The 22002-nt window shown below is 74.4% G+C and carries 24 protein-coding genes and 1 pseudogene; 10 read left to right on the top strand and 15 right to left on the bottom strand.

Annotated features, from left to right (window positions below):
* Position 1 precedes the first annotated feature (1 nt).
* The 3 genes from AC5RWQ_RS26200 (at position 2) to AC5RWQ_RS26210 (ending at position 3010) form a co-directional block, all read left to right on the top strand.
* A complete protein-coding gene (locus AC5RWQ_RS26200; RefSeq protein WP_334491305.1) occupies positions 2-832 on the top strand; it encodes a hypothetical protein in 831 nt (276 codons plus the stop codon).
* Positions 825-2540 carry a hypothetical protein gene (locus AC5RWQ_RS26205; protein WP_494285303.1) on the top strand — a complete coding sequence of 572 codons (1716 nt, stop codon included), beginning with the start codon at positions 825-827 and terminating at the stop codon, positions 2538-2540. Before AC5RWQ_RS26200 ends, AC5RWQ_RS26205 begins: the two co-directional genes overlap by 8 nt.
* Positions 2541-2635: 95 nt before the next feature.
* Positions 2636-3010: a VOC family protein gene (locus AC5RWQ_RS26210; protein ID WP_494285304.1), complete on the top strand. Its 375-nt coding sequence runs from the start codon at positions 2636-2638 to the stop codon at positions 3008-3010.
* Between the two features lie 59 nt (positions 3011-3069).
* Here AC5RWQ_RS26210 and AC5RWQ_RS26215 read toward each other — a convergent pair whose 3' ends face one another.
* Complete coding sequence (locus tag AC5RWQ_RS26215; protein WP_494285305.1) at positions 3070-4260, bottom strand: ROK family transcriptional regulator; 1191 nt, start codon at positions 4258-4260, stop codon at positions 3070-3072.
* A gap of 89 nt (positions 4261-4349) precedes the next feature.
* Here AC5RWQ_RS26215 and AC5RWQ_RS26220 point away from each other — a divergent pair, with 89 nt between their 5' ends.
* Positions 4350-5648 (top strand): DUF1479 domain-containing protein, encoded by a 1299-nt coding sequence (locus AC5RWQ_RS26220; RefSeq protein WP_494285306.1) that lies wholly within the window; start codon positions 4350-4352, stop codon positions 5646-5648.
* 12 nt (positions 5649-5660) lie between these two features.
* On the opposite strand, the gene AC5RWQ_RS26225 is transcribed toward AC5RWQ_RS26220, so the two are convergent.
* A complete protein-coding gene (locus AC5RWQ_RS26225) occupies positions 5661-6506 on the bottom strand; it encodes an LLM class flavin-dependent oxidoreductase (RefSeq protein ID WP_494285307.1) in 846 nt (281 codons plus the stop codon).
* A gap of 34 nt (positions 6507-6540) precedes the next feature.
* Entirely contained in the window at positions 6541-7539 is a 999-nt protein-coding gene (locus AC5RWQ_RS26230) for a tyrosine-type recombinase/integrase (protein WP_494285308.1), read from the bottom strand.
* An 87-nt stretch (positions 7540-7626) separates the two neighbouring features.
* Between AC5RWQ_RS26230 and AC5RWQ_RS26235 the strand changes: the two genes are divergently transcribed.
* Positions 7627-8607 carry a helix-turn-helix transcriptional regulator gene (locus AC5RWQ_RS26235; protein WP_494285309.1) on the top strand — a complete coding sequence of 327 codons (981 nt, stop codon included), beginning with the start codon at positions 7627-7629 and terminating at the stop codon, positions 8605-8607.
* A gap of 36 nt (positions 8608-8643) precedes the next feature.
* Here the strand turns inward: AC5RWQ_RS26235 and AC5RWQ_RS26240 are convergent, their stop codons facing one another.
* From AC5RWQ_RS26240 to AC5RWQ_RS26255, 4 genes are all read right to left on the bottom strand, one after another.
* Positions 8644-9069 carry an Hsp20/alpha crystallin family protein gene (locus AC5RWQ_RS26240; protein ID WP_494285327.1) on the bottom strand — a complete coding sequence of 142 codons (426 nt, stop codon included), beginning with the start codon at positions 9067-9069 and terminating at the stop codon, positions 8644-8646.
* Between the two features lie 74 nt (positions 9070-9143).
* Complete coding sequence (locus AC5RWQ_RS26245; protein ID WP_494285310.1) at positions 9144-9653, bottom strand: GNAT family N-acetyltransferase; 510 nt, start codon at positions 9651-9653, stop codon at positions 9144-9146.
* Positions 9650-10192 (bottom strand): DUF2087 domain-containing protein, encoded by a 543-nt coding sequence (locus tag AC5RWQ_RS26250; protein WP_494285311.1) that lies wholly within the window; start codon positions 10190-10192, stop codon positions 9650-9652. The genes AC5RWQ_RS26245 and AC5RWQ_RS26250 overlap by 4 nt, the downstream gene beginning before the upstream one ends.
* 63 nt (positions 10193-10255) lie before the next feature.
* Positions 10256-10753, bottom strand: coding sequence for a MarR family winged helix-turn-helix transcriptional regulator (locus AC5RWQ_RS26255; RefSeq protein WP_494285312.1), 498 nt, complete (start codon positions 10751-10753; stop codon positions 10256-10258).
* 68 nt (positions 10754-10821) lie between these two features.
* Between AC5RWQ_RS26255 and AC5RWQ_RS26260 the strand changes: the two genes are divergently transcribed.
* Positions 10822-12063 carry an MFS transporter gene (locus tag AC5RWQ_RS26260; RefSeq protein WP_494285313.1) on the top strand — a complete coding sequence of 414 codons (1242 nt, stop codon included), beginning with the start codon at positions 10822-10824 and terminating at the stop codon, positions 12061-12063.
* Between the two features lie 4 nt (positions 12064-12067).
* Here the strand turns inward: AC5RWQ_RS26260 and AC5RWQ_RS26265 are convergent, their stop codons facing one another.
* Both AC5RWQ_RS26265 and AC5RWQ_RS26270 read right to left on the bottom strand, forming a co-directional pair.
* Positions 12068-12457 (bottom strand): cupin domain-containing protein, encoded by a 390-nt coding sequence (locus AC5RWQ_RS26265; RefSeq protein ID WP_494285314.1) that lies wholly within the window; start codon positions 12455-12457, stop codon positions 12068-12070.
* 47 nt (positions 12458-12504) lie between these two features.
* A pseudogene (locus AC5RWQ_RS26270) lies at positions 12505-12846 on the bottom strand (GNAT family N-acetyltransferase); the annotation flags it as partial.
* 50 nt (positions 12847-12896) lie between these two features.
* Between AC5RWQ_RS26270 and AC5RWQ_RS26275 the strand changes: the two are divergent.
* A complete protein-coding gene (locus AC5RWQ_RS26275; protein WP_494285315.1) occupies positions 12897-13748 on the top strand; it encodes an alpha/beta fold hydrolase in 852 nt (283 codons plus the stop codon).
* 6 nt (positions 13749-13754) lie between these two features.
* Here AC5RWQ_RS26275 and AC5RWQ_RS26280 read toward each other — a convergent pair whose 3' ends face one another.
* The 3 genes from AC5RWQ_RS26280 to AC5RWQ_RS26290 are packed head-to-tail and all read right to left on the bottom strand — an operon-like array spanning position 13755 to position 16425.
* The gene (locus AC5RWQ_RS26280; RefSeq protein WP_494285316.1) at positions 13755-14489 is read right to left on the bottom strand and encodes a class I SAM-dependent methyltransferase; all 735 of its coding nucleotides are present in this window, start codon (positions 14487-14489) and stop codon (positions 13755-13757) included.
* Between the two features lie 38 nt (positions 14490-14527).
* Positions 14528-15544 (bottom strand): ABC-2 membrane transporter-related protein, encoded by a 1017-nt coding sequence (locus tag AC5RWQ_RS26285; RefSeq protein WP_494285317.1) that lies wholly within the window; start codon positions 15542-15544, stop codon positions 14528-14530.
* Complete coding sequence (locus tag AC5RWQ_RS26290) at positions 15541-16425, bottom strand: ABC transporter ATP-binding protein (protein ID WP_494285318.1); 885 nt, start codon at positions 16423-16425, stop codon at positions 15541-15543. The genes AC5RWQ_RS26285 and AC5RWQ_RS26290 overlap by 4 nt, the downstream gene beginning before the upstream one ends.
* 117 nt (positions 16426-16542) lie before the next feature.
* On the opposite strand from AC5RWQ_RS26290, the gene AC5RWQ_RS26295 reads away from it, so the two are divergent.
* Both AC5RWQ_RS26295 and AC5RWQ_RS26300 read left to right on the top strand, forming a co-directional pair.
* Positions 16543-17688 carry a sensor histidine kinase gene (locus AC5RWQ_RS26295; RefSeq protein ID WP_494285319.1) on the top strand — a complete coding sequence of 382 codons (1146 nt, stop codon included), beginning with the start codon at positions 16543-16545 and terminating at the stop codon, positions 17686-17688.
* On the top strand, positions 17685-18359 hold the full coding sequence (locus tag AC5RWQ_RS26300) for a response regulator (protein WP_494285320.1): 675 nt from the start codon (positions 17685-17687) through the stop codon (positions 18357-18359). Before AC5RWQ_RS26295 ends, AC5RWQ_RS26300 begins: the two co-directional genes overlap by 4 nt.
* A 59-nt stretch (positions 18360-18418) precedes the next feature.
* Here AC5RWQ_RS26300 and AC5RWQ_RS26305 read toward each other — a convergent pair whose 3' ends face one another.
* Both AC5RWQ_RS26305 and AC5RWQ_RS26310 read right to left on the bottom strand, forming a co-directional pair.
* On the bottom strand, positions 18419-18763 hold the full coding sequence (locus AC5RWQ_RS26305) for a hypothetical protein (protein ID WP_494285321.1): 345 nt from the start codon (positions 18761-18763) through the stop codon (positions 18419-18421).
* A gap of 735 nt (positions 18764-19498) precedes the next feature.
* On the bottom strand, positions 19499-20143 hold the full coding sequence (locus tag AC5RWQ_RS26310) for a DUF1062 domain-containing protein (protein WP_494285322.1): 645 nt from the start codon (positions 20141-20143) through the stop codon (positions 19499-19501).
* Positions 20144-20519: 376 nt separating this feature from the next.
* Here AC5RWQ_RS26310 and AC5RWQ_RS26315 point away from each other — a divergent pair, with 376 nt between their 5' ends.
* Positions 20520-21296 carry a maleylpyruvate isomerase family mycothiol-dependent enzyme gene (locus tag AC5RWQ_RS26315; RefSeq protein ID WP_494285323.1) on the top strand — a complete coding sequence of 259 codons (777 nt, stop codon included), beginning with the start codon at positions 20520-20522 and terminating at the stop codon, positions 21294-21296.
* Between the two features lie 69 nt (positions 21297-21365).
* On the opposite strand, the gene AC5RWQ_RS26320 is transcribed toward AC5RWQ_RS26315, so the two are convergent.
* On the bottom strand, positions 21366-21911 hold the full coding sequence (locus tag AC5RWQ_RS26320; RefSeq protein WP_494285324.1) for an MSMEG_1061 family FMN-dependent PPOX-type flavoprotein: 546 nt from the start codon (positions 21909-21911) through the stop codon (positions 21366-21368).
* Between the last annotated feature and the right edge of the window lie 91 nt (positions 21912-22002).

The following is a 22002-nucleotide window of genomic DNA, read 5'->3' on the forward strand; positions in this document are numbered from 1 at the left end:
CATGCACCATCACAACCATTACTACGGCCAGACGCACATCCTCGCCCGGCACTGCGGCCTGGACGACGAGTTCCCGCCGCGGATCCGCGGTTACCTGCAGCACGGCTGGAACGTCGGCTGCGGCTGGAACCCGGTGCACGAGTTCTTCGACGGCGCGTGGCGCTACGTGTGGAGCGACGCGCCCCGGCGGCGTGGCCACTCCCTCGGCCGGCGCAACTACCACGTCATCGGCGCCCCCTGGCTCTATCTGATGGACCTCGAACCCGACCTGGGCCGGGTACCCGAGGAGGAGCGGGAGGGCACCCTGTGGTTCCTCTTCCACGGCTGGGAGGGCGGCAAGATCCAGGGTGACCACGCCCGCCTGATCGACGAGATCCGGGAGACCGAGACCGGCCCGGTGACGTTCAGCCTCTACTACACCGAGTACGAGCGCCCCGAGGTCCGCGGCTTCTACGAGAAGGCCGGCTTCGACGTGATCAGCTTCGGCAAGCGGGGCTGGAACTACGAGGGCACCGACCGGCGCTTCCTGTACAAGCAGCTGGAGGCGTTCCGCCGGCACAAGCGGGTCGCCGCCAACCGGCTCTCCACGGCGGTGTTCTTCGGCGTCGCCGCCGGCTGCGAGCCGGCCGTCTACGGCGACCCGATGGCCATGGAGGGCGAGAACCCGGTCTTCGGCGGCATCGCCCGGGTGGCCCGGCTCTGGCCCGAGATGCTGGGCAAGGACATCGATGTCAAGGTGGCCAGGGACATCACCGACGAGGAACTCGGGCGCGACTGGATGATGTCGCCGGCCGAGATGCGCATGCTCTTCGATTGGAACGAACGTGACTGACAACGGCTCGATCAACGTCGAGGTCGTCCGGGGCGAGATGCAGCCCTGGAGCGACTACTCGGGCGGGCGCGCCCCGGCCGGCGGCCCGGTGCTGGTCGCCCTCCTGGCCGACCTGCTGCCCCGGGCGTCGCACGCCCTGGTGGTCGGCCCGCACGGCACCGACGTCATCGCCGCGGTCGCCGCGCGCAGCGCCCGGACGACGGTGCTGGTCCGCTCGGTGACCGACGCGGAGGCGCTGCGCGACGCGCGGCCCGACGGCGAGGTCACGTTCGTGGCCGGCTCGCTCGACGGGTTCGTCGACTCGCTGCCCGCCGGGACGGCGTTCGACCTGGTGGTCGCCGCCGACGGCGTGGACCGGGTGATGAGCACCGACTCGCCGCAGCAGGACTGGGCGCGCCGGGCCACCGCGCTGGCCCGGACCGCCGCCGCCGGCGCGGTGGTCGTGGTCGCGGCGCAGAACGACTTCGCGCTGACCGAACTCTTCGACCGCCGGCCGGCGCACGAGCGGCACGGCGACGACGAGTGGTGGCCGCTGCACGACGACCCGAGCCGCCCCACCTCCCCGACCCAGCTCCGCGACGCCCTCGGGGGTCTCGGTCTCGACGTGACGGCGCTGTGGTCGGCCGTGGACGTCAACGGCGAGGCGCACACCCTGCTCGACGCCGACGCGGCGGCCGCGACCCGACCGGGCCGTCCGGCGGCCCGGCTGGCCGTCCGCGCCCTGGACGTCGCCGCGGCCGGCGCGCCGCTGCTCGCCGGTCTGGGCGAGGGCGTCGACGCCGCCGCCCGCGCCGGTCAGCTCGGCGCCGTCACGCCCGGCTGGCTCGCGGTGAGCGGGCCCGCGCAGTCGGCGCGCACCGTCTACACCCGCGCGGCCGCGCCGGCCGTCGTGCTCGCCGGCGACCTGGCCGACTCCGGCTGGCGGTTCGCCGCCACCGGGGGTACGGCTGACGCCGGGCGCCCGAGCGGCCTGGTCGCCGTCGACGGCCCGGCCGAGCTGCCGGACACCGAGTCGGTCGAGCGCCTGCTGTGGCGGGTGGCCGCCGCGGAGGACGTGCCGCAGTTCCGGCGGATCGCCGGCCGGCTGGGCGACTGGGCGCGCAAGCGCGCCGCCGACACCGGCCAGGGCACGATCATCTGCCTGGACGACACCGGCGTGGCTGGCGACGGCTTCGCCCGGGGCGTCCTGGCCTGGCGTACCGAGGGCGAGGCCAGCCCCGCAGAGCTGCTCTCCGCCGCCTGGCACCGGTTCCACGACCGGTTCGTCGGCGGTCACCACCGGCACCCGTGGCCGCCGTGGATGGCCGGGCCGGACCTGGTCCGCGCGTGGCTGGGCATGAGCGGTGAGGAGCCGACCGACGAGGTGCTCGCCGCCGGCCGCCAGATCGCCGACGACATCGCCGCCGCCGTGGACGTCCGGCGTGACGAGACCGGGCCGGACCTGCGCACCTTGCTGGCCGACGCGGAGGCCGCCCAGGTGCGGGCGAAGGAGCTGGCCGGGCAGGTGTTCGGGCTGGAGCGCACGATCAAGTTCCGGGACCAGCAGCTGCGGGTCCGGGAGAGCCGGCTGCGCGCGCTGCGTACCGAGCTGCGCACCCTCAAGGGCTCCCGGGCGACCCAGCTCGCCGAGGTGATCCGCAAGGTCGCCGTGATCCGCGACCCGAAGCGGGTCGCCCGGGCGGTCAAGCGCCGCATCCCGGGTCGCTGACGTCGGGCGCCGGCCCGTCGCACGTCACCGACGTGGGGCGGGCCGGCGTCGCGTACCTGTCAGGAGATGTCAGGTACGTCGGCGAGGCTGTGGGCATGACGATCCACGCTGACCTCGCCATGGTCAACCTCGACAGCTCCGACCCGGCCGGGCACGCCGCCTTCTACCACCGGGTGCTGGGCTGGGAGATCACCCACAGCCAGCCCGAGTACGCCATGATCACCAGCCCGGACGGGGTCCCCCTCGGGTTCGGCCTGGTCCCCGGGTACCAGCCGCCGGCCTGGCCGGACGAGACCGCCGGCAAGCGCTACCACCTCGACCTGTACGTCGACGACCTCGACGCCGCGGCGAAGGAGTTCGAGGCGTCCGGCGCCACCCGGCCCGACGCCCAGCCCGGCGAGGGACGCTGGCTGGTGCTGCTCGACCCGGTCGGCCAGCCGTTCTGCCTCTGCCCCCGCCCGCGGGGCTGAGCCGAACGACCGTAGCGGGCCGCCGGCGACGGCGGCCCGCTGCGGCCGCTGCGGTCACCTCACCGTCCGGGGGTCGCGGGATCCGGTTCCTGCGTGGCGTCGGAGGCGGCGTGGCGCGCGGCGGCGACGATGGCCAGGCGCAGGCGGTGGAGCGCGTCGGCGCGCACGCCGGCCAGGGCCGGCTCGACGGTCACCTCGGCGGCCCGGACCGGGACGCGCCTCGGGCGGACCGCGACGGTCGTGCGGATGGTGTCGAGGATGACGGGGTGGCTGCCCCACCGGCCACCGACGACGACGATCCGGGGATCGGTGAGGGCGACGAGGGCGGCGAGGACCCCGCTGACCGCCTGGCCGAGCGCGTGGCGGGTGGCCGCGGCCTCGGAGCTGGGCGCGGTGGCCGCGGCGAGGAGCCGGTCAACGTCGATGGCGGTGGACCCGGGCCGGCGCAGGCCGAGTTCGTCGAAGACCGCGATGAGCGGCATCGCCCGCCCGTGTGGACCGATGGTGACCAGGTGCGCGATCTCGCCGGCCAGGCCGCTGCCACCGCGCCGTACCTCGCCGTCGGTGACGACGGCGCAGCCGAGTCCCTCGCCGAGGAACAGGTACGCGAAGTCGCGCGGCGCCGCGGCGCCGGTGTGGTCCCGTTCGGCCTGGGCGGCCCAGTTCACGTCGTTGTCCACGGTGACCGGTCCGGGGACGTGGGGCGCCAGGGTGTCGACGGGATCGAGCTCGCCGATGAGGAACGGCGCGTCCGGCAGCTGGGTCAGCCGGCCGGTGGCGCGGTCGACGGGGTCGGCGGCGCTCACCACGGCCAGGCGGGGCGTCGACCCGGTCCGCTCGCGGGTCTCCCCGGCCGCGCTCCGCAGCGCCGCAGCCACCTGGGCGGGCTCGGCCGGTCTGCTGATCGTCCGCTCGGCCCGCCAGACGATGTCGCCGTAGACGTCCACGCACTCGGCCACCACGCCCTCGGGAGCGATGCTCACCGCCAGGGCGGTGCCGACGTCGGCGGCCAGGGCGTAGTACGACCCGACCCGGCCCCGGCCGCGACCACCGGGGGTGCGCTCGCCGGTGTCGGCCACCAGGCCGGCCTCGGCCAGCCGGCGCATGCTCTCCCCCGCGGTCGGCTTGGAGATGCCGATCCTGGCGGCCAGCTCGGCGCGGGTGAGCCGCCTGTCGCGCATGAGGGCGTGCAGCACCCGCTCGTCGGTCAGCGCGCGCGCCAACTCCTGGGAAGGCTTGGCCGAATCCATGCGCCGATTCTAGGCAGGGGCCTTGCCTAGAAGAAGGCGTGCTCCTACAGTTATCCAGGTAAGGAGACCTGACTAGAAGGAGTGCCGCCGTGACGTCCTCATCCGTGCTCACCCCGGGTGCCCTGCCCGCCCTGCCGCACTGGGAGCGGCCGCCGGCGGACCTGCCGGCGGCCATCCGGGAGATCAAGGCCGCGCTGCGGGTCCGCATCGCCGCCTCCGGCCGCACGGTGGAGGACATCTTCGCCGTCGTCGAGCAGCGGGTCAGGGCCGACGTCGAGGAGATCAAGGCCGCGCGTGACCGCGGCGAGACCGTCTGGCCGGTCGTCGACTACGCCGACGTCGAGGCCGGCACCGTGCCCGCCGAGACGCTCGCGTCGCTGCGCCGGCGGGGCTGTCTGGTCGTCCGCGGGCACTTCGAACGAGACCAAGCGCTGGGGTGGGACCGCGACATCATGGCGTACGTCGAGAGCAACCGGTTCTTCGAGAACTACCGCGGCCCCGGTGACGACTTCTTCGGCAGCGTCGGCTCCAAGCCCGAGATCTACCCGATCTACTGGTCCCCGCCCCAGATGCAGGCGCGGCAGAGCGACCGGATGGCGCGGGTGCAGGCGTTGCTCAACAGCCAGTGGAAGCACGAGTCCGAGGGCGTGCGGTGGTTCGACCCCGACCGCGACTCGTTGTACCCGGACCGGATCCGCCGCCGTCCGCCGGGCGCCAACTCCCGGGGCCTCGGCGCCCACCTCGACCCCGGCACCCTCGACCTGTGGATGACCCAGGCCTACCAGCAGACGTTCCGGCACCTGTTCGATGGCGCCGTCGAGCAGTACGACCCGTGGGACGCCGCCTATCGCACCGCCGGACCGCAGTACCCCGGTTCGACGATGTGCTCGGCGTTCCGCACCTTCCAGGGCTGGACCGCGCTGTCCGACATGGCACACGACCAGGGGGTGCTGCACACCGTCCCGATCCCCGGCGCGATGGCGTACCTGATGCTGCGTCCGCTGCTGTCCGACGTGCCCGACGACGACATGTGCGGCGTCACCGTCAACCAGGTCTTCCCGGCGAACGACAGGTGGCATCCGCTGCTGATGGAGGCGCTCAGTGGCATCCCGGACGTGCGGGCCGGCGACTCGGTCTGGTGGCACTGCGACATGATCCACAGCGTCGCGCGGGTCGCCAACCAGCAGGGCTGGGGCAACGTCATGTACATCCCCGCCGCCCCCTGGTGCCCGCGCAACGAGGCGTACAGCGCGTCGGTGCGCGAGGCCTTCGGCACCGGGTCCAGCCCCGGCGACTTCCCGCCGGAGCACTACGAGCGCACCTGGACCAACCGCTTCCGGCTCGACGACCTCAACGACACCGGCCGGCGCGGCCTGGGCCTCGACTGAGCCCGGCGCCCGTCAGCGCAGCGGGCCCCGGGCCACCGCGGCGCGCATCGCCGCCGGGTCGCCGGCCGGGACGAACTCCAGCCACCAGGTGGCCCCGGCCTCGGCCACCCTGCTCAGGTACGCCCGCTCGGCCCGCTCGTCGTCGCGACGGCGGCGACCGCCGATCGCCACGTCGAACGGCGCGCCGTCGGCCCGGGTCGCCGGCAGCGCCGTGACCAATTCGTGCACCTCGTCCGCAGTGAAATCGGACCAGCCGTCGGTGTCGGTGAGCTTGTACGGCACGATGCCGTCCGCCCGGGCGGCCCGGCGGAGCACCGCGCCGGCCTGCGTGCTGCCGCCCACCCAGACCGGCACCCGGGGCGACTGCACCGGCGCCGGCCGCAGCGCCACCCCGGCGGCCCGGTAGTGGGTGCCGGCGTGGTCGACGCGCTCGCCGCCGAGCAGCCCGACCAGCACGTCCAGGCCCTCGTCGAGCATCGCGGCCCGGGTCTTCAGGTCGCGCTCCTCGCCGAAGGCGGCCAGCCCGCGGTCGCCGGGATCGCCGACGCCGACCGCGACGCCCGCCCGGCCGGCGGAGAGATGGTCGAGGGTGAGCACCTCCCGGGCCAGCTTCGCCGGCCGCCGCCGGGGCAGCGAGGTGACCGTGGTGCCGAGCCGGATCCGGCCGGTGCGACCCGCGATCGCGGCGAGCAGCAGCCACGGATCGTGCGTCGGCGGGTCGTCGCCCTCGTAGTAGATCAGGTAGTCCTCGAAGAACACTGCGTCCCAGCCGGACCGCTCGGCCAGCTCGCCGAGCTCGACCAGCAGGGACGCGGTGAGTCCGGGGCCGCCGCAGCAGATCTCCAGTCCGTGTCGCATTCGGAGACCGTACGAGTGGGGTGGGACATCGGCCTCAGCCGCGGCGGCGGGCCCGGGCCGCCCAGATCACGTACGCCGGGTCGCGGTCGAGGTTGTGCCGGTCCCGGTCGTAGCGGCGGGTGGTGCGCGGGTCGGCGTGGCCCATCGCGTCCTGCACGTCCTCCAGCGGCACCCCCTCTGCCCGGGCGGTGGTGGCGAAGGCGTGTCGCAGCGAGTGCGGCGACAGCCTCGCCGCGGCCGGGATGCCTGCGACCTGGGCCAGCCTCCGGACCAGCCGGAACACCGAGTGCCGGTCGAGGCGGGCACCGGTCGCGGTGGCCAGCAGTGGCCCGGTCAGCCGCTCCATGTCGACCCCCTCGGCGACGGCCCGGGCGGCCAGGTAGGCGTCCACCGCGTACGCGGTGCCCGGGGTCAGCGCCCGGCGGCGCGGCCGGCCGCCCTTGCCGACGAACCGCACGCTGCGGTGTCCCCGCTCGGCGCCCAGGTCGTTCAGGTCCAGCGAGACCAGTTCCCCGACCCGCAGCCCGAGATCGGCCAGCAGCGCGATGGCGGCGCGGTTGCGGGCGGCGGCCGGCCCGGTCTCGGCCTCGGCGGCGGCCAGCAGCGCGTCGACCTCCTCCGGGGTCAGCCCCACCGTCGCGGAGTGGTCCCGGTCGAGGCGGGGGCGGTCCGCGCCGGAGACCGGGTTGCCGTCGATCGCCCGCAGCTTGACCAGGAATTCGTACCAGCTCGACAGGGCGGAGAGCTTGCGGGCCACGGTGGCCGGCGTGAGCGGCCGGCCGGTGCGCGGGCCGAGCGTCGCCTCCAGGTCGCGGGCGTAGGCGTTGACGTCCAGGAAGCTGGCCCGCAGCGGGTCCAGCTCGCGGTCGCCGCACCAGGCCAGCCAGCCGGCGACGTCCCGCCGGTACGCGTCGCGGGTGTGCTCCGACAGCCGCCGGTTGCGCAGCCAGGCCTCGGTGAAGTCCATCGGGCCGCTCGGCAGAGCGGGCCGGCCCGCGGCGCGGGACAGGACCGGGACGTCGGAACGCAGCATGTGAGAAAGGCTCTCAGCCGCCACCGGAATTGGCCACGAGGCGCGCCCGACGGGATTGCGTGGCCCGGCCGGGTCTACCGTGCTCGGGTGCGCGCGAGTCGGTTGGTCTCCCTGCTGCTGCTCCTGCAGAGCCGGGGACGGATGACCGCACAGGAGCTGGCCGACGCCCTGGAGGTGTCGGTGCGCACGGTCTACCGCGACGTCGAGTCGCTCGGCGCCGCCGGCGTGCCGGTGTACGCCGACCGTGGCCCGGCGGGCGGCTACCGGCTGGTCGGCGGCTACCGGACCCGGCTGACCGGGTTGACCGCGGCCGAGGCGGCGGCGTTGTCCCTGGCCGGCGTGCCGGGGCCCGCCGCCGAGCTGGGACTGGGGGCGGTACTCACCGCGGCGGAGCTGAAACTGCGGGCGGCCCTGCCGCCGGGCCTGGCCGAGCAGGGCGAGCGGATCCGGCAGCGCTTCCACCTGGACGCGCCCGGCTGGTTCCGCGACCCGGAACCCACCCCGTTCCTGACCGCGCTGGCCGACGCCGTCTGGGAGGAACGCCTGGTCGACGTGCGCTACCGGCGGTGGAAGCAGCCGCGCGAGGTGACCCGCGTCCTCGCGCCGCTGGGTGTGGTGCTCAAGGCCGGCCGGTGGTACCTGGCGGCCCGCGCCGGTGACGAGATCCGCACCTACCGGGTCTCCGCCGTCCTCGACCTGAGCGTGCGCGACGAGCGCTTCGACCGGCCGGCCGACTTCGACCTGGCCGCGTTCTGGCGGGAGTGGACCCAGCGGTACGAGCGGGGCGTCTACCGGTCCGAGGCCCTGATCAGGCTCACGGCCGAGGCGCTGGAGTTCATGGCGTACGTGTTCCCGCCGGCGATGAGCCGGGCGGCCCGGGCGGCGGCGGGCGAGCCGGACGCCGACGGCTGGCGGCACACCACGGTGCCGATCGAGTCGATCCGGCACGGGCACACCGAGCTGCTCAAGCTCGGCGCCCAGGTGGAGGTGCTCGCCCCCGCCGAGCTGCGGGAGATGTGCGCGGCCAGCGCCCACGCGATGGCCGCGCTCTATCCGCCGCCACGGTGAAGGCGGGGACGCCCGGTCCCCGCCTTCGACGCCGGTTCAGGCGGTCAGCTCCCGGCGGCCGTTGCCGCCGGCGGTGACGGTGACCTTGCGCGGCTTGGCCCGCTCGGCGACCGGGATGCGCAGGGTCAGCACCCCGTTCTCGTAGCCGGCCTCCAGCCGGTCGGTGTCCAGGGTGTCGCCGAGGAAGAGCTGCCGGGTGAAGGTGCCCATGGGTCGCTCGGCGGCGACCAGTTCCACGTCGCCGCCGGCGGGGCGGCGGCGCTCGGCGCGGACGGTCAGCACGTTGCGCTCCACCGTGCAGTCGATGCTGTCGGGGTCGACGCCGGGCAGGTCGAACACGGCGTAGAAGTGGTCGCCGTCGCGGTAGGCGTCCAGGTGCATCACCGCGGGACGGTGGGCGGTGCCGAGCAGCTGCTCGGTGAGCCGGTCGATCTCACGGAAGGGGTCGGTGCGCATCAGCATGGTCATGCCTCCTCGGTTCCTCGGGCCGAAGGTGTGAGAGTTGAGCTTGGGTGACTCAACTTCCTCTTCTGTATTTAGCGCGCCGTGCGCGCCTCGTCAACTCCCAGCCGCTTCTCGAACCAGTGCTCGGCGTACACGTCGTCGTTGTACGCGGCGATCTCCCGGTAGCCGTGCCGCGCGTAGAGCGCGCGGGCCTCCACCAGGTCGTGGCGGGTGTCCAGCCGTAGCCGGTCGAAACCGGACTCCTCCGCCCGCCGCTGCGCGGCCGCCAGCAGCGCCGCGCCCCCGCCGCGCCCCCGGTGCTCCGCTACGACGTACATCCGGGTCAGCTCGGCCCAGTCGGGCCGCCACCGCAACCCGACGCAGCCGGCCGGCCCGCCCCGGTGGTACGCCACCAGCAGGCAGCCGGTCGGGTCGATCAGGTCGGCGCTCGGCCACTCCGCCATCGCGGCCGAGACCTCGCCGGGCCGGACCGGGCGGCCGTGGTAGCGGGCGACGATCTCGGTGAAGTACCCGCGCAGCAGCGCCGCCGCGTCCGGCTCGTCGGGCCGGGCCGCCCGGACCGTCCAGGGCGCGTCGCTCACCGCGGCGTCCCCGTCGGCTCCGGGCGCCAGTAGACGCCCTGGTCGCGGACGAGCAAAAGGTGGTCGATCAGGTAGCGGCGCAGCGTGACGTGGTCGGCCTCACCGCCGTCGCACCAGGCCCGCAGGACGTCGTCGACCGCGCGTTCCGGGTGCCGCTCGCCGACGGCGAAGGAGCTCTGCGCGATGTGTTCCAGCACGATCCGGCACCGGGCGCGCTGGGCGGGCAGCCGCACCAGCGTCCGGCCCCGCACGAAGGTGCGCAGCACGGCGGTACGCGGGTCCGGAGCAGGCCCGGCCGGCCGGGCCACCTCCGCCCGCGCGAACTCCCGCAGCCGCTCGGTGTCGATCCGTAGCCCTCCGGGGTCATCGGCCACCACCTGACACTCGGTGAGGCGGCGCAGCGCGGTGGCGGCGTCCCGGGTGGTCAACCCGGTGCGGGCCACCACGGCGGCGAGGTCGGTGTCGCCGAGGGCGATCGCGGCGAAGACCCGGCGTCGGTGGTCCTCGGCGAGCGCCCCGGCCAGTGCGTGCGCTGTCATGGCGGGGAGCCTGTCAGCACCACCGCCGCCGCCGCGAGGGGTTTTCGTCGGGGTGCGCCGCGGTCAGCCCGTCAGGCGCTCGGCGTGCAGGGAGACCTTCCGGAGCAGGTCGGCCAGGGTGCGCCGCTCCTCGGCGGTGAGCACCCCGAGCAGGCGGTGCTCCTCGTGGCCGATCACCTCCATCGCAGCCAGCCACGTGGTGCGCCCCGCGTCGGTCAGCTCGACGTCGATCCGGCGCCGGTCGACCGTCGACGGGATGCGGTGCACGAAACCGCGGCGGACCAGGGCGTCGACCCGGGCGGTCACCGACGCGGGGGCCATCTGGAGGTCGTCGGCCAGCTCCGAGGGGGCGGCTCGACCCTGCCGCCCGGCCAGCGCGTGCAGGGTGTCGAACTCGTGCGCGGGCAGGTCCAGGTCGGCCAACGAACGCTCCTTGACCGCGCGCAGATGCCGGGTGAAGCCGGCCATCCGGGTCACCGCCCCCTCCACGTCCGGGTCGAGGTCGGGCAGGACGGGCAGCCAGCGCTCGACATGCCGGTCGGTGCGGTCGCGGTCGTTCACTCCGACACTGTACGTCGATGACGAATTATTCGTTGACGAAAGGTTAGACGTCGAAGTACTTTTCCGGTGTGACCCACGCTCTTCGGCTCCCCGCCTTCCGCCTGCTGTTCGCCGCCCGTACCGTCTCCGTCCTCGGCGACGCCGTGGTGCCCACCGCACTCGCCCTGGCCGTGCTCCGCGCGAGCGGCTCCACCGGCGCGCTGGCCCTGGTGCTGGCCTGCGCGATGGTCCCCCGGCTGCTCCTGCTCCCCCTGGGCGGCGTGCTGGCCGACCGGTTCGACGCCCGCCGCGTCGCCGTCGCCACCGACCTGGTCCGCTGCGCCGCCCAGCTCGCCGTCGGCGTGGAACTGCTCTCGGCGGGCCCGTCGCTGACCCACGTGGCGGTCGCCGCCGTCGTCGGCGGCGCCGCGTCGGCCTTCGCCATGCCGACCGCGTCACCGCTGGTCGCCGGCACCGTCGACGCGGACCACCGGCAGAGCGCCAACGCCCTGCTGGGCACCACCGCCAGCGCCAGCCGGCTGGTCGGCCCGGCCCTGGCCGGACTGCTGATCTGGGTCGCCGGCCCCGGCTGGGCGTTCGTCCTCGACGGGCTCTCGTTCGCCGTCAGCGCGCTGCTGCTCACCGCCGTCCGGGTGCGCCATGTGCCGGTGCCCAGACGCGCGATCCTCACCGACCTCACGCACGGCTGGCGGGAGGTCCGCAGCCGCGACTGGTACTGGACCAGCCTCGTCGGCCACGGCGTCTGGAACGGCTCGGCCGCCGTCCTGATGACTCTCGGGCCGGTGGTCGCCGTCGACCGGCTCGGCGGCGAGGGGGTGTGGGTGGCGATGCTCCAGGCCGGGGCGGTCGGCCTGCTCGGCGGCTCGCTGCTCGCCGGTCGGATCCGCCCCCGCCGGCCCGTCCTGGTCGCCAACCTCGCCCTGGCCACGTACGCGGCACCGCTGCTGCTGCTCGCCGTCGCGGCACCGGCTCCGGCGGTGATCGGCGCGTACTGCCTCGCGCTGGCCGCGCTGGGCTTCCTCAACCCGGTGTGGGAGACCGTGGTGCAGGGCCAGTTCCCGCCGCAGGTGCTCGCCCGGGTCAGCTCCTACGACTGGCTGCTGTCGCTGGGCGCCATGCCGATCGGCTACGCCGTCGCCCCGGTGGCCGCCCGGGCCTGGGGCACCGCCACGCCGCTGACCGGGGCAGCCGTGCTCGTGGCGCTCGCCTGCCTCGGTACCGCCGCCGTGCCCGGTGTACGCCGGTTGACCTGGCCGGCGCCGGCCAGGTCCGAATCGCCGCCGGCCGCGCCGGTGAAGGTGACCGGCTGACCGGTCACAGGTCGTGGCCGGTGGTGGCGTCCACGTGGTCGGGGACCGCCTCATGCCGGTCCCCGACGCTGGACGTCCCCGACGGCTCGAACATCAGGATCGACGCGCCGTCCAGAGAGGACGGCCGGTGCTCCACACCCCGCGGCACCACGAACACCGCACCCCGTGGCAGCACCACCGTCCGCTCGCCGGCGTCATCGCGTAGCGCGATCCGCAACTCCCCGTCGAGGACCAGGAAGAACTCGTCGGTGTGGTCGTGGGCGTGCCAGACGTGCTCCCCCGCCACCTTCGCGACCCGTACGTCGTAGTCGTTGACCCGGGTGACGATCCGGGGACTCCACAGCTGGTCGAAGCCGGCCAGCGCGGCCGCCAGGTCGATCGGCTCGTCGCTCATCGGTCCATCGTGGCACCGGCGGACGTTCCCGCGCTGCCCCGCCCGGGTCACAGGAAGCGGTGCATGAGGTGCAGCCCGACGCGGCCCCGTGTCGGGTGCGTGAACGACTCCGGCACCGTGCCGATCACGGTGAACCCCAGCCGCCGGTACAGCTCGACGGCGACGGTGTTCGACTCGACCACCGCGTTGAACTGCATCGCGGCGTACCCCTGCGCCCGGGCCCAGTCCAGCGCGTGCTCCGCCAGCGCCCGCCCCACGCCGCGACCCCGAGCGTCGCCGGCGACCATGAAGCTCGCCGTCGAGACGTGCGCGCCCGGGCCAGGCCGGTTCCGACCCATCTTCGCCGTACCCAGCACCCGGCCACCGTCGACCGCCACGGCCGCCGCACCGCGACCGGCACGGACAGCGCCAGCCGGCCCCCGCGACGACGATGGGGGGCATGGACGCACCCGTCACCCGCCGCACGACCGGCTTCCCCGGGTACGACGGCACCCGACTCGCCTACCACCGCACCGGCCACGGCACCCCGCTGATCTGCCTGCCGGGTGGGCCGATGCGCGCCTCGTCGTACCTCGGCGACCTGGGTGGCCTGACCGACCTGGTGCGGCTGGACCTGCGCGGCACCGGCGACTCGGCGACGCCGGCGGACCCGTCGAGCTGGCGGTGCGACCGGCAGGTCGACGACGTCGAGGCGCTGCGCGAACACCTCGGCCTCGACCGGATGGACCTGCTGGGCCACTCCGCCGGGGCGAACCTGGCGGTGACGTACGCCGCCCGGCACCCGCGGCGGATCGCCCGGCTCGTGCTGGTCACCCCGAGCCCGCGAGCCGTCGGCATCGAGGTGACCGCCGAGGACCGGCTCGCCGCGACCCGGCCGCACCGCGATGAGCCGTGGTACGGGCGGGCCGCCGCCGCGCTCGACCGGGTGCTGGCCGGTGGAGCCTCCGGTGCGGACTGGGCCGCCATCATCCCGTTGACCTACGGCCGGTGGGACGGTGCCGCGCGGGCCCACGCCGCTGGGCAGGCCACCGAGCAGAACCGGGCCGCGGCCAGCGCCTTCAGCGTCTTCGACCCGGCCTCGACCCGGGCCGCGCTGGCCACCCTGGACGCGCCGGTGCTGGTCCTCGCCGGCGACCGCGACGTGTTCCTGGGGCCGGCCAACGCCGACACGTACGCGGCGCTCTTCCCGCGCGGCCAGGCCGTGGTGCAACCCGGCGGCGGACACTACCCGTGGCTGGACGCTCCCGCATTCGTGGTCGACGCGGTGTCGTCCTTCCGCGCCATGTCCTGACCGGCGTCAGACCGCGGTCGCGACCACCACCAGCTCGCCGTTCCCCGCGCCCACCGGCTCCCCGTGCCAGCCGCCGTGGATCCGCTCCACCCGGAGGTCCGCCGCCTCGAGCGAGTCGCGCAGCTCCTGCTCGGTGCGGAACCGCAGCACCGCGTCGCCGCTGAGGTGGGCGTCGGGAAACATGTAGTGGCGGGTGAAGTGGACGACGTTGTCCCGCACGTCGGTCACCTCGGTCCACACCTCGACCTCGTCCCCGTCGGCCAACGTCAACCGGCGGCGGGACTCGACGGGGTTCCAGCGTTCCCACCGCCGGTCCGCCGGGTCGCGGGAGTCGAAGAGCAGCCGGCCGCCGTCGACCAGCGCGCGGTGCAGCGCCGCCAGCGCCCCGGCCCACTCCTCGTCGTCCACCAGGAACTGCGCCACGTGGCTGGTCAGCACCGCCACGTCGTACGTGCCGGACGGCAGCGCCTCCGCGCCACCCTCGACCCAGGTCACCCGGTCGGCCCCGGGCTTCGCGCGGGCGGCGTCCAGCGAGGCGCGCGCCGGGTCGACCCCGGTGACGGTGTGCCCGGCCGCGGCGAGGGCGAGGGTCAACCGGCCGGTGCCGCAGCCGAGGTCCAGCACCCGCGCTGCCGGGGTCTCGCCGACCGCGGCGAGAAAGAAGTCGTCGTCGCGGCCCCAGCCGCACTCGACGTCGTAGACGGCGACCAGGCGGGGGTCGGTGAACTCGGCGTTGCGCACCTGAGCACGCTAGCCCCGCACCGCCCCCGCCCGGCACCTCAGTTCACGCGCCGCCGGATCCGCGACATGCCGGCCCCGGCCAGCAGCCCGGCGGCGGCCAGGTAGAGCGCCGACTCCAACCACTGGAACGCCCGGTAGCGGTGACGCGGCTGGTAGGTCACGTCGACGTGCAGGTCGAGTGCGCCGAGGCACGGTGCGGTGTCGCCGAACAGACCGCGGGCACCCACCCGGGGCGGCCGGGTCAGGCAGTCGTCGAACGTGGCGGCGTCCAGCGGCCGGCCGTCCGCGGTGAGCAGTTCGCTGGTCCCGGTCACCCAGGCGTCCGGGACGGTCAGTCCCCGCACGGCCGGGCGTCCGGTGATGCTGCCGAGCCCCCGCAGCTCGTTGACCGCTTCGGCGGTCATCGGCCGGCTCACCGTCACCGGCGGCATGAGCTGGGGGCGGACCACGTTGGGCACCGCGACCTGGATCGCGGCGACCACGACGACGGTGAGGGCCATGGCCGGCACCGTCCGGCGTACGAGCAGCCCGACCGTGGCGCCGAGGACGACCGCGAACACCGCGTAGGAGACCGGCGCGACGTCCCGGGCGCCGAACACGATGGTGCTGAACCGGTCGTCGGCGACCCGGTCGACCGGGCTCGCCGCCCAGGTCAGCAGCAGGCTGGCCAGACCCGCCACGGCCATCGCCGCCACTGCCACGACCAGCAGCTTGACGGCGAGCCAGCGGCGCCGGGTGACGCTCTGGTTCCAGACCAGTCGGTGGGTGCCGTTCTCGAACTCCCGGGCCACCAGCGGCGCGCCCCAGAACATGCCGAGCACGACGGGCAGCAGCCAGAACACGCCGGCCAGGATCAACAGTGTGTTCTGATGGTCGGCGGCGAACCGGGCCGCCGCCCCGGCGCAGTCCCCGGCGGCGTCGCACCGGGCGAGGTAGCCGTCCCGCGCGTCTCGGATCTCCACTCCCAGTCGCACCAGGTACGCGGCGAGGACGCCGAGCACGGTGGCACCGGCCAGCGCCGGGACGCGGAACTGTCGCCAGGTCAGCCAGATCATCGCGCGGTCACCTCCGTCGCGTGCCCGGCCAGGTAGGCCAGGACCAGGTCGGCCAGCGGCAGCGGCTCGACCGTCCACGGCCCCGGCGGTGGTGCCCCGCCGTGCACGACGGCCCGGCTGAACCCGTCGGCGTGCTCCGCCCGGATCACCTTCAGCCCGGCCGGCAGCCCGTCGAGCACGCCCCGGGCCCCGACCAGCAGGTGGTGCCCGGCCAGCAGGTCGGCCACGTCGCCGGCGAGCCGTACCCGGGCGTCGCGGAGCACGACGAGGTGATCGCAGACCCGTTCCACGTCCGCGAGCAGATGCGACGAGAGCACCGCGCTGGCGCCGAGTTCGGCGACCGACTCGGTGACGGTGCGCAGGAACCCGTCACGGGCCAGCGGGTCCAGCGCGGCGGCCGGCTCGTCGAAGATCAGCAGCTCGGGTCGTTTCCCGGCGGCCAGGGCCAGGGCCAGCTGGGCGCGCTGGCCGCCGGAGAGCCGCCCCGCCCGCTGCTCCGTTCGCAGGCCGGCCTGCGCCACCCGCCGCCGCGCCAGCGACCGGTCCCAGGACGGGTTGAGCCGCTCGCCCATCCGTAGATGCTCGGCCACGGTCAACGACGCGTAGACCGGGGCATCCTGGGCGACGAAGCCGACCCGGGCCAGGTGCGCCGCGTCCGAGGCCGGGGCGGCGCCCAGCACCCGCAACCGGCCCGACGTCGGCGTGATCAGGCCGCAGGCCAGTTGCAGCAGGGTCGACTTGCCCGCCCCGTTCGGGCCGACCAGCCCGGTGATGCGGCCGCGCGGCACCAGCAGGTCGCAGTCCTCCAGTGCGGCGCGTCGGCCGTACCGCTTGGTCAGCCGCTCGGCGTGCAGCACGGCAGGTGAGGTTTCAGGTGACATGGGCACAGCCTGGCCACGCACGGCGCCTGCGGCATCGGTCCCCGGCACGGTTGCCGTGGCCGGCGACCGTACTTTCGGCCGGTTCGCGCCGCGCCCGGATTCCCTAGCCTGGGCGGCATGGACCTTGTGGACCGGCGGGGGTGGCCGGCGGTGGCCGACGTCGGCCTCGGTGTCGGGCTCGCCGGCGGGTTGGTCTTCACGGCGGCCGCGCTGCGGGTCAGCTGGGGCGGCGCGTACTGGCTGCCGGACTGCGCGGTCGGTGCCGCGGTCAGCCTGCTCGCGGTGGGGCGGCGCCGGCATCGGGTGGCGGCGGCGCTGGCCGGCCTGGCCGTGGCGGCGCTCGCCGTGGCGGTCGCCGCCGTCGCCGACCTGCCCCAGGAGCCCGGCCCGGTGACGGCGCTGGCGCTGGCCGTCCTCACCGGCTCCTGCCTGCGCACGGCGCCGCTGCGCGCGGGCGTGGCCGGGGCGGTCGCGGGCGCCGCGGTCGTCGCCGGCAGTTGGCTGTCCGCGCTGCCGGCCCGGCACGGTCTCACCCCGGTGACGGTGCTGGCCGGCGCGGCGTGGCTGGCCGCCGTCGCGGTCGGGCTGTCGCTGCGCCGGCGTGACGCCCGCGGCCGCGCCACTCTGGAGCGGGTACGCCAGGACGAGCGGCTGGAGCTGGCCCGTGAGCTGCACGACGTCGTCGCCCACCACATCACCGGGATCGTGATCCAGGCCCAGGCCGCGCAGCTGGTCGCCGGCCGCGACCCGCACCGGGTGGCGGCGTCGCTCGCCGGCATCGAGGCCGCCGGCGCCGACGCCCTGACCTCGATGCGCCGCGTGGTCGGCCTGCTCCGCGACACCGACGACGCCGTGTCCTCCTCCGCCGGGCCGGAACGGCTCGACGCACTGGTCGCCCGGTTCCAGCGGCAGGGCCCACCGGTACGCCTCGACGCCCCGGCGCACACCGCCTCCTGGCCGCCGGAGGTCACCAACACCGTGTACCGGATCGTCCGCGAGGCGCTGACCAACGTGGCCCGGCACGCGCCGCAGGCCCGCCACGTGACGGTCACCGTCACCGAGCAGGCGCGGGAGATCACCGTCGAGGTGGCCGACGACGCCCCGCCGTCGCCGGTGCGGGCGCCCCACCGCGGCGGCTACGGCCTGGTCGGGATGCGCGAGCGGGTGCAGACCCTCGGCGGGACGCTGCGCGCCGGCCCCGGCCCCGGCGTGGGCTGGACGGTGCGGGCCACCGTGCCCGTCCCCGCCGGGCAGCCGCGATGACGATCCGGGTGCTGATCGCCGACGACCAGGCGATGGTCCGTGGCGGCCTACGGCTCATCCTGGAGGACCAGCCGGACATCACGGTGGTCGCGGAGGCCGCCGACGGGGTGGACGCGGTCGCCCAGGCCCGGCGGCTGCGCCCGGACGTCTGCCTGGTGGACATCCGGATGCCCCGCCTCGACGGCATCGCGGTCACCCGCGCGCTGGCCGGACCGGGTGTGGCGGAGCCGCTGCGGGTGGTGGTGGTGACCACCTTCGACCTCGACGAGTACGTCTACGGTGCGCTGCGCGGCGGCGCGGTGGGTTTCCTGCTCAAGGACGCCGGCCCGGCGCTGCTCGTGGAGGCCGTCCGGGCGGCCCGCAACGGCGACGCGCTGGTCTCCCCGTCGGTGACCGTCCGGCTGCTGCGCCACCTCGCCGCCGCGGTGGCACCGCCGGCGGTGACGTCGACGGCCCGGTTGTCCGACCGGGAGCTGGAGGTGGTGCGGGAGATCGCCCGGGGGCGGACCAATCAGGAGATCGCCGCCGAGCTGTTCATCTCGCTGAGCACCGTGAAGAGCCACCTCTCCGGGATCCAGACCAAGTTGGGCCTGCGCAACCGGGTGGAAGTCGCCGCCTGGGCCTGGGAACACCACGTGGTGCTGTCGTCCGCCAGGAATGTTGAGCCATGATCATGCCCCTGACCTCGCCGCGGGTGCCTTTCACCGCCGCCGGACGCGCAGCACACAGGTCAGCATCGGGAGGGTGAACTCGCCGTCCGCGGTCTCCGGTCTGCTCGCCAGGAAAGCGCGGATCCGGCGAGCGTGGCCTCCTGTTCCTGTTCCGGCATGACCAGCATCCCCGCCCTTGTGGCAAGGGTCGCCACGAGGGAGTCGGCGGTGCGGCGCTGCCCGTGCGGGAACTCGGCCTGCTCGGGCGAGCCGAACCGGGCGGCCACGCCAGCCTTCGGAAGGTGCGCGTCGGCCGTCTCGGCGCGCCAACTGGCGGGCGTGTCACGCGGGCCGATCGCCGCGCTCCCGCTGACCCGCGCCAGCCCGGCAACCCAGTCGACCCGGTCGTCCATGACGTTCCACAACCGGCCAGGGTGCCACCGGGTACCAGGACCCTGGCGATCTCGGGTCCCGCGACGGCCATGTCGAACCGGTGCATGGCGTTGCAGCCCGGAGGGTCACCCGAAACGCCGTCGGAAGCGAACCACATAACAGTCATTATGGTGCAGTGGCGTTATGCCCGTTTCGCCGGCTCGTTTAGTGGATTTTGAATAACGGTAATCCGATAAAGGTCGAGTGGCAGTGGGGTCCGGGGTTGAGGAAGATCGGGACAGCGGTTAGCGGTAGAAATGATCTTGGTGAGAGGCCTGCCGCAGCGGAGTGAATCCCGCCCCGTCAAGCGCACAGCAGCTCAGGTCCCTGCGCGACCCGGATGCCGGTGTCGGCTGATGCCATGACGCAGGCGATCCGCGCCCGGCCTTAAGGGGGCGCCCGTCTGAGCGCGTGGCAGCGGTGTGTAACGGGGCGATAAGGCGCGGGTTCGGTGTCCGCGTCGCGGGCCGCGAGCGGAGGTGCTGTCCGGCCCCGAGGGTGGATGCGTTGCTCGCGAGGCGGGAGTAGTCGCTCAGGCGAGATGTCGCGGACAGCCAAGCGGAGGTCTTTGAAGCACGGGATTCGCACGCAGGCATGTCCGTGCGGGCGAAGGCCGGCACATTCACGTGAGCCGCCGCACGCTGGGCCGGCCCGCCGACCGCGACGGCCGGCGGGCCGGATGGTACGGGCCGCCCCACGGCGCAGGTCATCGCGCCGTGGGGTGGCACCTATGCCCGCTCGGGTGACAGCGGTGGGGCGGTGACGACAAGGAAGGTGAAGTCCTCGCGGGCCTTGGCGTCGATGGGCAGGGGCAGGCGGATGCGCCCGGAGTCGACCATGCCTCGCACGGCGGGACGGCTCAGGCCGAACCCGGCGGTGAGCAGCTTCTCGACCCGGACGGGTGCCGGGAGCTCGAACCTGATGATGACCTCGAGCGGCGCGGCATCCTCGCGCTGGAGGTCGTAGAACGGTATGTCGGTGTCCAACTGCCAGGTGCCGGTCCAGTCGAGCTGGTAGGCGGCCTTGTGGGCGAGCGTCGCGTCCATGGTCAGCTGTCGCACCATGGCCGGATCGTTGTTCTCGAACCTCAGTAGCCGCTCGTGGTCCAGCGCCCGCACGTTGACGCGCTCGTGGACGGGGATCTTCGACGTGCGGCCGCACAGGTCGCAGCAGATCAGCAGCCACACGTCGAGCAGCTTGTGGTTCGCGTTGACCCGGATCTTCCCGGTGGGACGGTGACGGGTGGACCTGCACGACACGCAGGCTTTGACGATGGTCGGCAGTCCGAGCTCGCTGACCACCCACAGCGCTTTGCGGTCGATGCCGGGTCCGCGACCGTCGGCCGGCACGCGGACATGGCGGGAACTATTCATGGCTTCGGCGATTCCAAGGTCTAGGCAGGAGGCGCCCGGCAGCGCGATGGCGCGCCGGGGGGTGCCTCCCGGATCCAGTGGCGGGCAGCCGGCGTCTCGGCGCGGAGCACGCCGGCTGGCGCGACGTCGCAGATCACGTCGCGTGAAGGAAGCCCGCACCGGTCACCCGGTGCGGGCTTCGAGTGGCACGGCGGACCGAGACGGGGAGGTGACTCGAACCCGCCTTCATCGCGCACGTGCGCCACTGGTCACTGATCCATGCGCGTCAGCATGGTCAACCCGCGGGCCGCCGGGCAACGGATTTTCCGCGTGGCCCCGCCGCCGGGGGTGGGGAAACCCGCTGTCGGGTGTCGGAGCGGGGTGGTACAAAGCCGCGGTGGAAAAGACTCTGGAGTTCGCTGACCTGCTGCGGCTGATGGACGAACGATCGACCGCTTTCCGGGCGGCAGTCGCCGCGGCACCCAGCCTCGACGTGCGGGTGCCGACCTGTCCCGAGTGGACGTTGTTCGACCTGGTGCAGCACCTGGGCGAGGGGCGTCGCAGGTGGGCCGCCATCGTGGCCGCGGGGCCCGCCGACGCTCCGCCGGCGATGTCCGCGCCGGTGGTGCCCCGGGAACGCGAGGCCCTGCTGGCCTGGTTCGCCGCGTCGACGAGGGAGCTGCTGGACGCGCTGCGGGAGGCCGGCCCGGATCGTGGTTGCTGGACGTGGTGGGGTGATTCGCAGTCGCCGCAGACGGCTGGTGCCGTCGCCCGGCACCAGCTCCAGCAGGTCGCCGTGCACACCTACGACGCCCAGGTCGCCGTGGGCGCCCCGCAGCCGCTGCCGGACGAGGTGGCCCTCGACGGTGTCGACGAGTTCCTGACCACCTGCGTCGCGACGACGGCCGCGTGGCCGCACAAGCCCGCGGTCGTCGACTACCACGCCACCGAGGGCCGTTCCTGGCGGCTCTGGTTCTCCGCCGACGGCGCCCGGGCCGACCGCCTCCCCACGCCGGTCGCCGGCGAGCGCCCGGAGGCGGCCTATGTCTCCGCCCGGGGCACGGCCAATGAGCTGGTCATGTTCTGCTACGGCCGCATTCTGATGGACTCGCTGCGGCTCGACGGCGACCGGCGCATCCTCGACCAGCTGATCGCCTGGGAGCCGGAGGACTAGCACGCGACGACGGACCCACCGCCCGGCGCCGACGTCGGCCTCAGCGCACGGCTGTGGGTCCGCGGCCCGTCACTCGTAGCGGTATCTCAGCGAGTCCGCCTCCGCCTGCTCGGTGTCCGCGATCGTCAGATCCGGCATCCGCAGCTGGGCCAGCGTCACCTCGGCCGAGGTCGGCCGGGCGTCCGCCGGCAGCCACTGCTCCGGCTTCCAGGCCCCGCCGCGCAGCAGCGCCTTGGGGCAGTGCGGGTAGACCTCCTCGATGCCCAGCACCAGCGCACTGGCCGGTGGCTTGCCCACGGCGGTCAGCTGCGACAGCAGCTCGGGGCGAGTGGAGACGCAGGCCCGGCCGTTCACCCTGAGCGTCGTGGTGCGCCCCGGGATGACGAACAGCAGCCCGGCCCGCCCGGTGGCGATGACGTTCTGCAGGCTGTCCAGACGCTTGTTGCCCGTCGCGTCCGGTATCGCCACCGTCCGCGCGTCCAGGACGGCGACGAACCCGGCGGGGCCGCCGCGCGGGGAGACGTCACAGTTGCCCTGTGCGTCCACGCTGGCGACCAGGACCAGCGACGAGCAGGCGATGGGTCTGCTGCACCGATAGGTGACAGTTTCAGTCACGCGGCCTGACTGGCCGGTGGGGTCATGATGGTCTCGTACTCGATAGGGGTCAACCGGGACAGAGAGTGTTGTCGTCGGCGGCGGTGGTAGG

Source organism: Micromonospora sp. BS32, from assembly GCF_059089345.1.

Coding starts and splice junctions, on each gene's coding strand:
- AC5RWQ_RS26200 (WP_334491305.1), top strand. CDS start 2: ATGCACCATCACAACCATTACTACGGCCAGACGCACATCCTCGCCCGG.
- AC5RWQ_RS26210 (WP_494285304.1), top strand. CDS start 2,636: ATGACGATCCACGCTGACCTCGCCATGGTCAACCTCGACAGCTCCGAC.
- AC5RWQ_RS26215 (WP_494285305.1), bottom strand. CDS start 4,260: ATGGATTCGGCCAAGCCTTCCCAGGAGTTGGCGCGCGCGCTGACCGAC.
- AC5RWQ_RS26225 (WP_494285307.1), bottom strand. CDS start 6,506: ATGCGACACGGACTGGAGATCTGCTGCGGCGGCCCCGGACTCACCGCG.
- AC5RWQ_RS26230 (WP_494285308.1), bottom strand. CDS start 7,539: ATGCTGCGTTCCGACGTCCCGGTCCTGTCCCGCGCCGCGGGCCGGCCC.
- AC5RWQ_RS26240 (WP_494285327.1), bottom strand. CDS start 9,069: ATGCTGATGCGCACCGACCCCTTCCGTGAGATCGACCGGCTCACCGAG.
- AC5RWQ_RS26250 (WP_494285311.1), bottom strand. CDS start 10,192: ATGACAGCGCACGCACTGGCCGGGGCGCTCGCCGAGGACCACCGACGC.
- AC5RWQ_RS26265 (WP_494285314.1), bottom strand. CDS start 12,457: ATGAGCGACGAGCCGATCGACCTGGCGGCCGCGCTGGCCGGCTTCGAC.
- AC5RWQ_RS26275 (WP_494285315.1), top strand. CDS start 12,897: ATGGACGCACCCGTCACCCGCCGCACGACCGGCTTCCCCGGGTACGAC.
- AC5RWQ_RS26285 (WP_494285317.1), bottom strand. CDS start 15,544: ATGATCTGGCTGACCTGGCGACAGTTCCGCGTCCCGGCGCTGGCCGGT.
- AC5RWQ_RS26290 (WP_494285318.1), bottom strand. CDS start 16,425: ATGTCACCTGAAACCTCACCTGCCGTGCTGCACGCCGAGCGGCTGACC.
- AC5RWQ_RS26295 (WP_494285319.1), top strand. CDS start 16,543: ATGGACCTTGTGGACCGGCGGGGGTGGCCGGCGGTGGCCGACGTCGGC.
- AC5RWQ_RS26300 (WP_494285320.1), top strand. CDS start 17,685: ATGACGATCCGGGTGCTGATCGCCGACGACCAGGCGATGGTCCGTGGC.
- AC5RWQ_RS26310 (WP_494285322.1), bottom strand. CDS start 20,143: ATGAATAGTTCCCGCCATGTCCGCGTGCCGGCCGACGGTCGCGGACCC.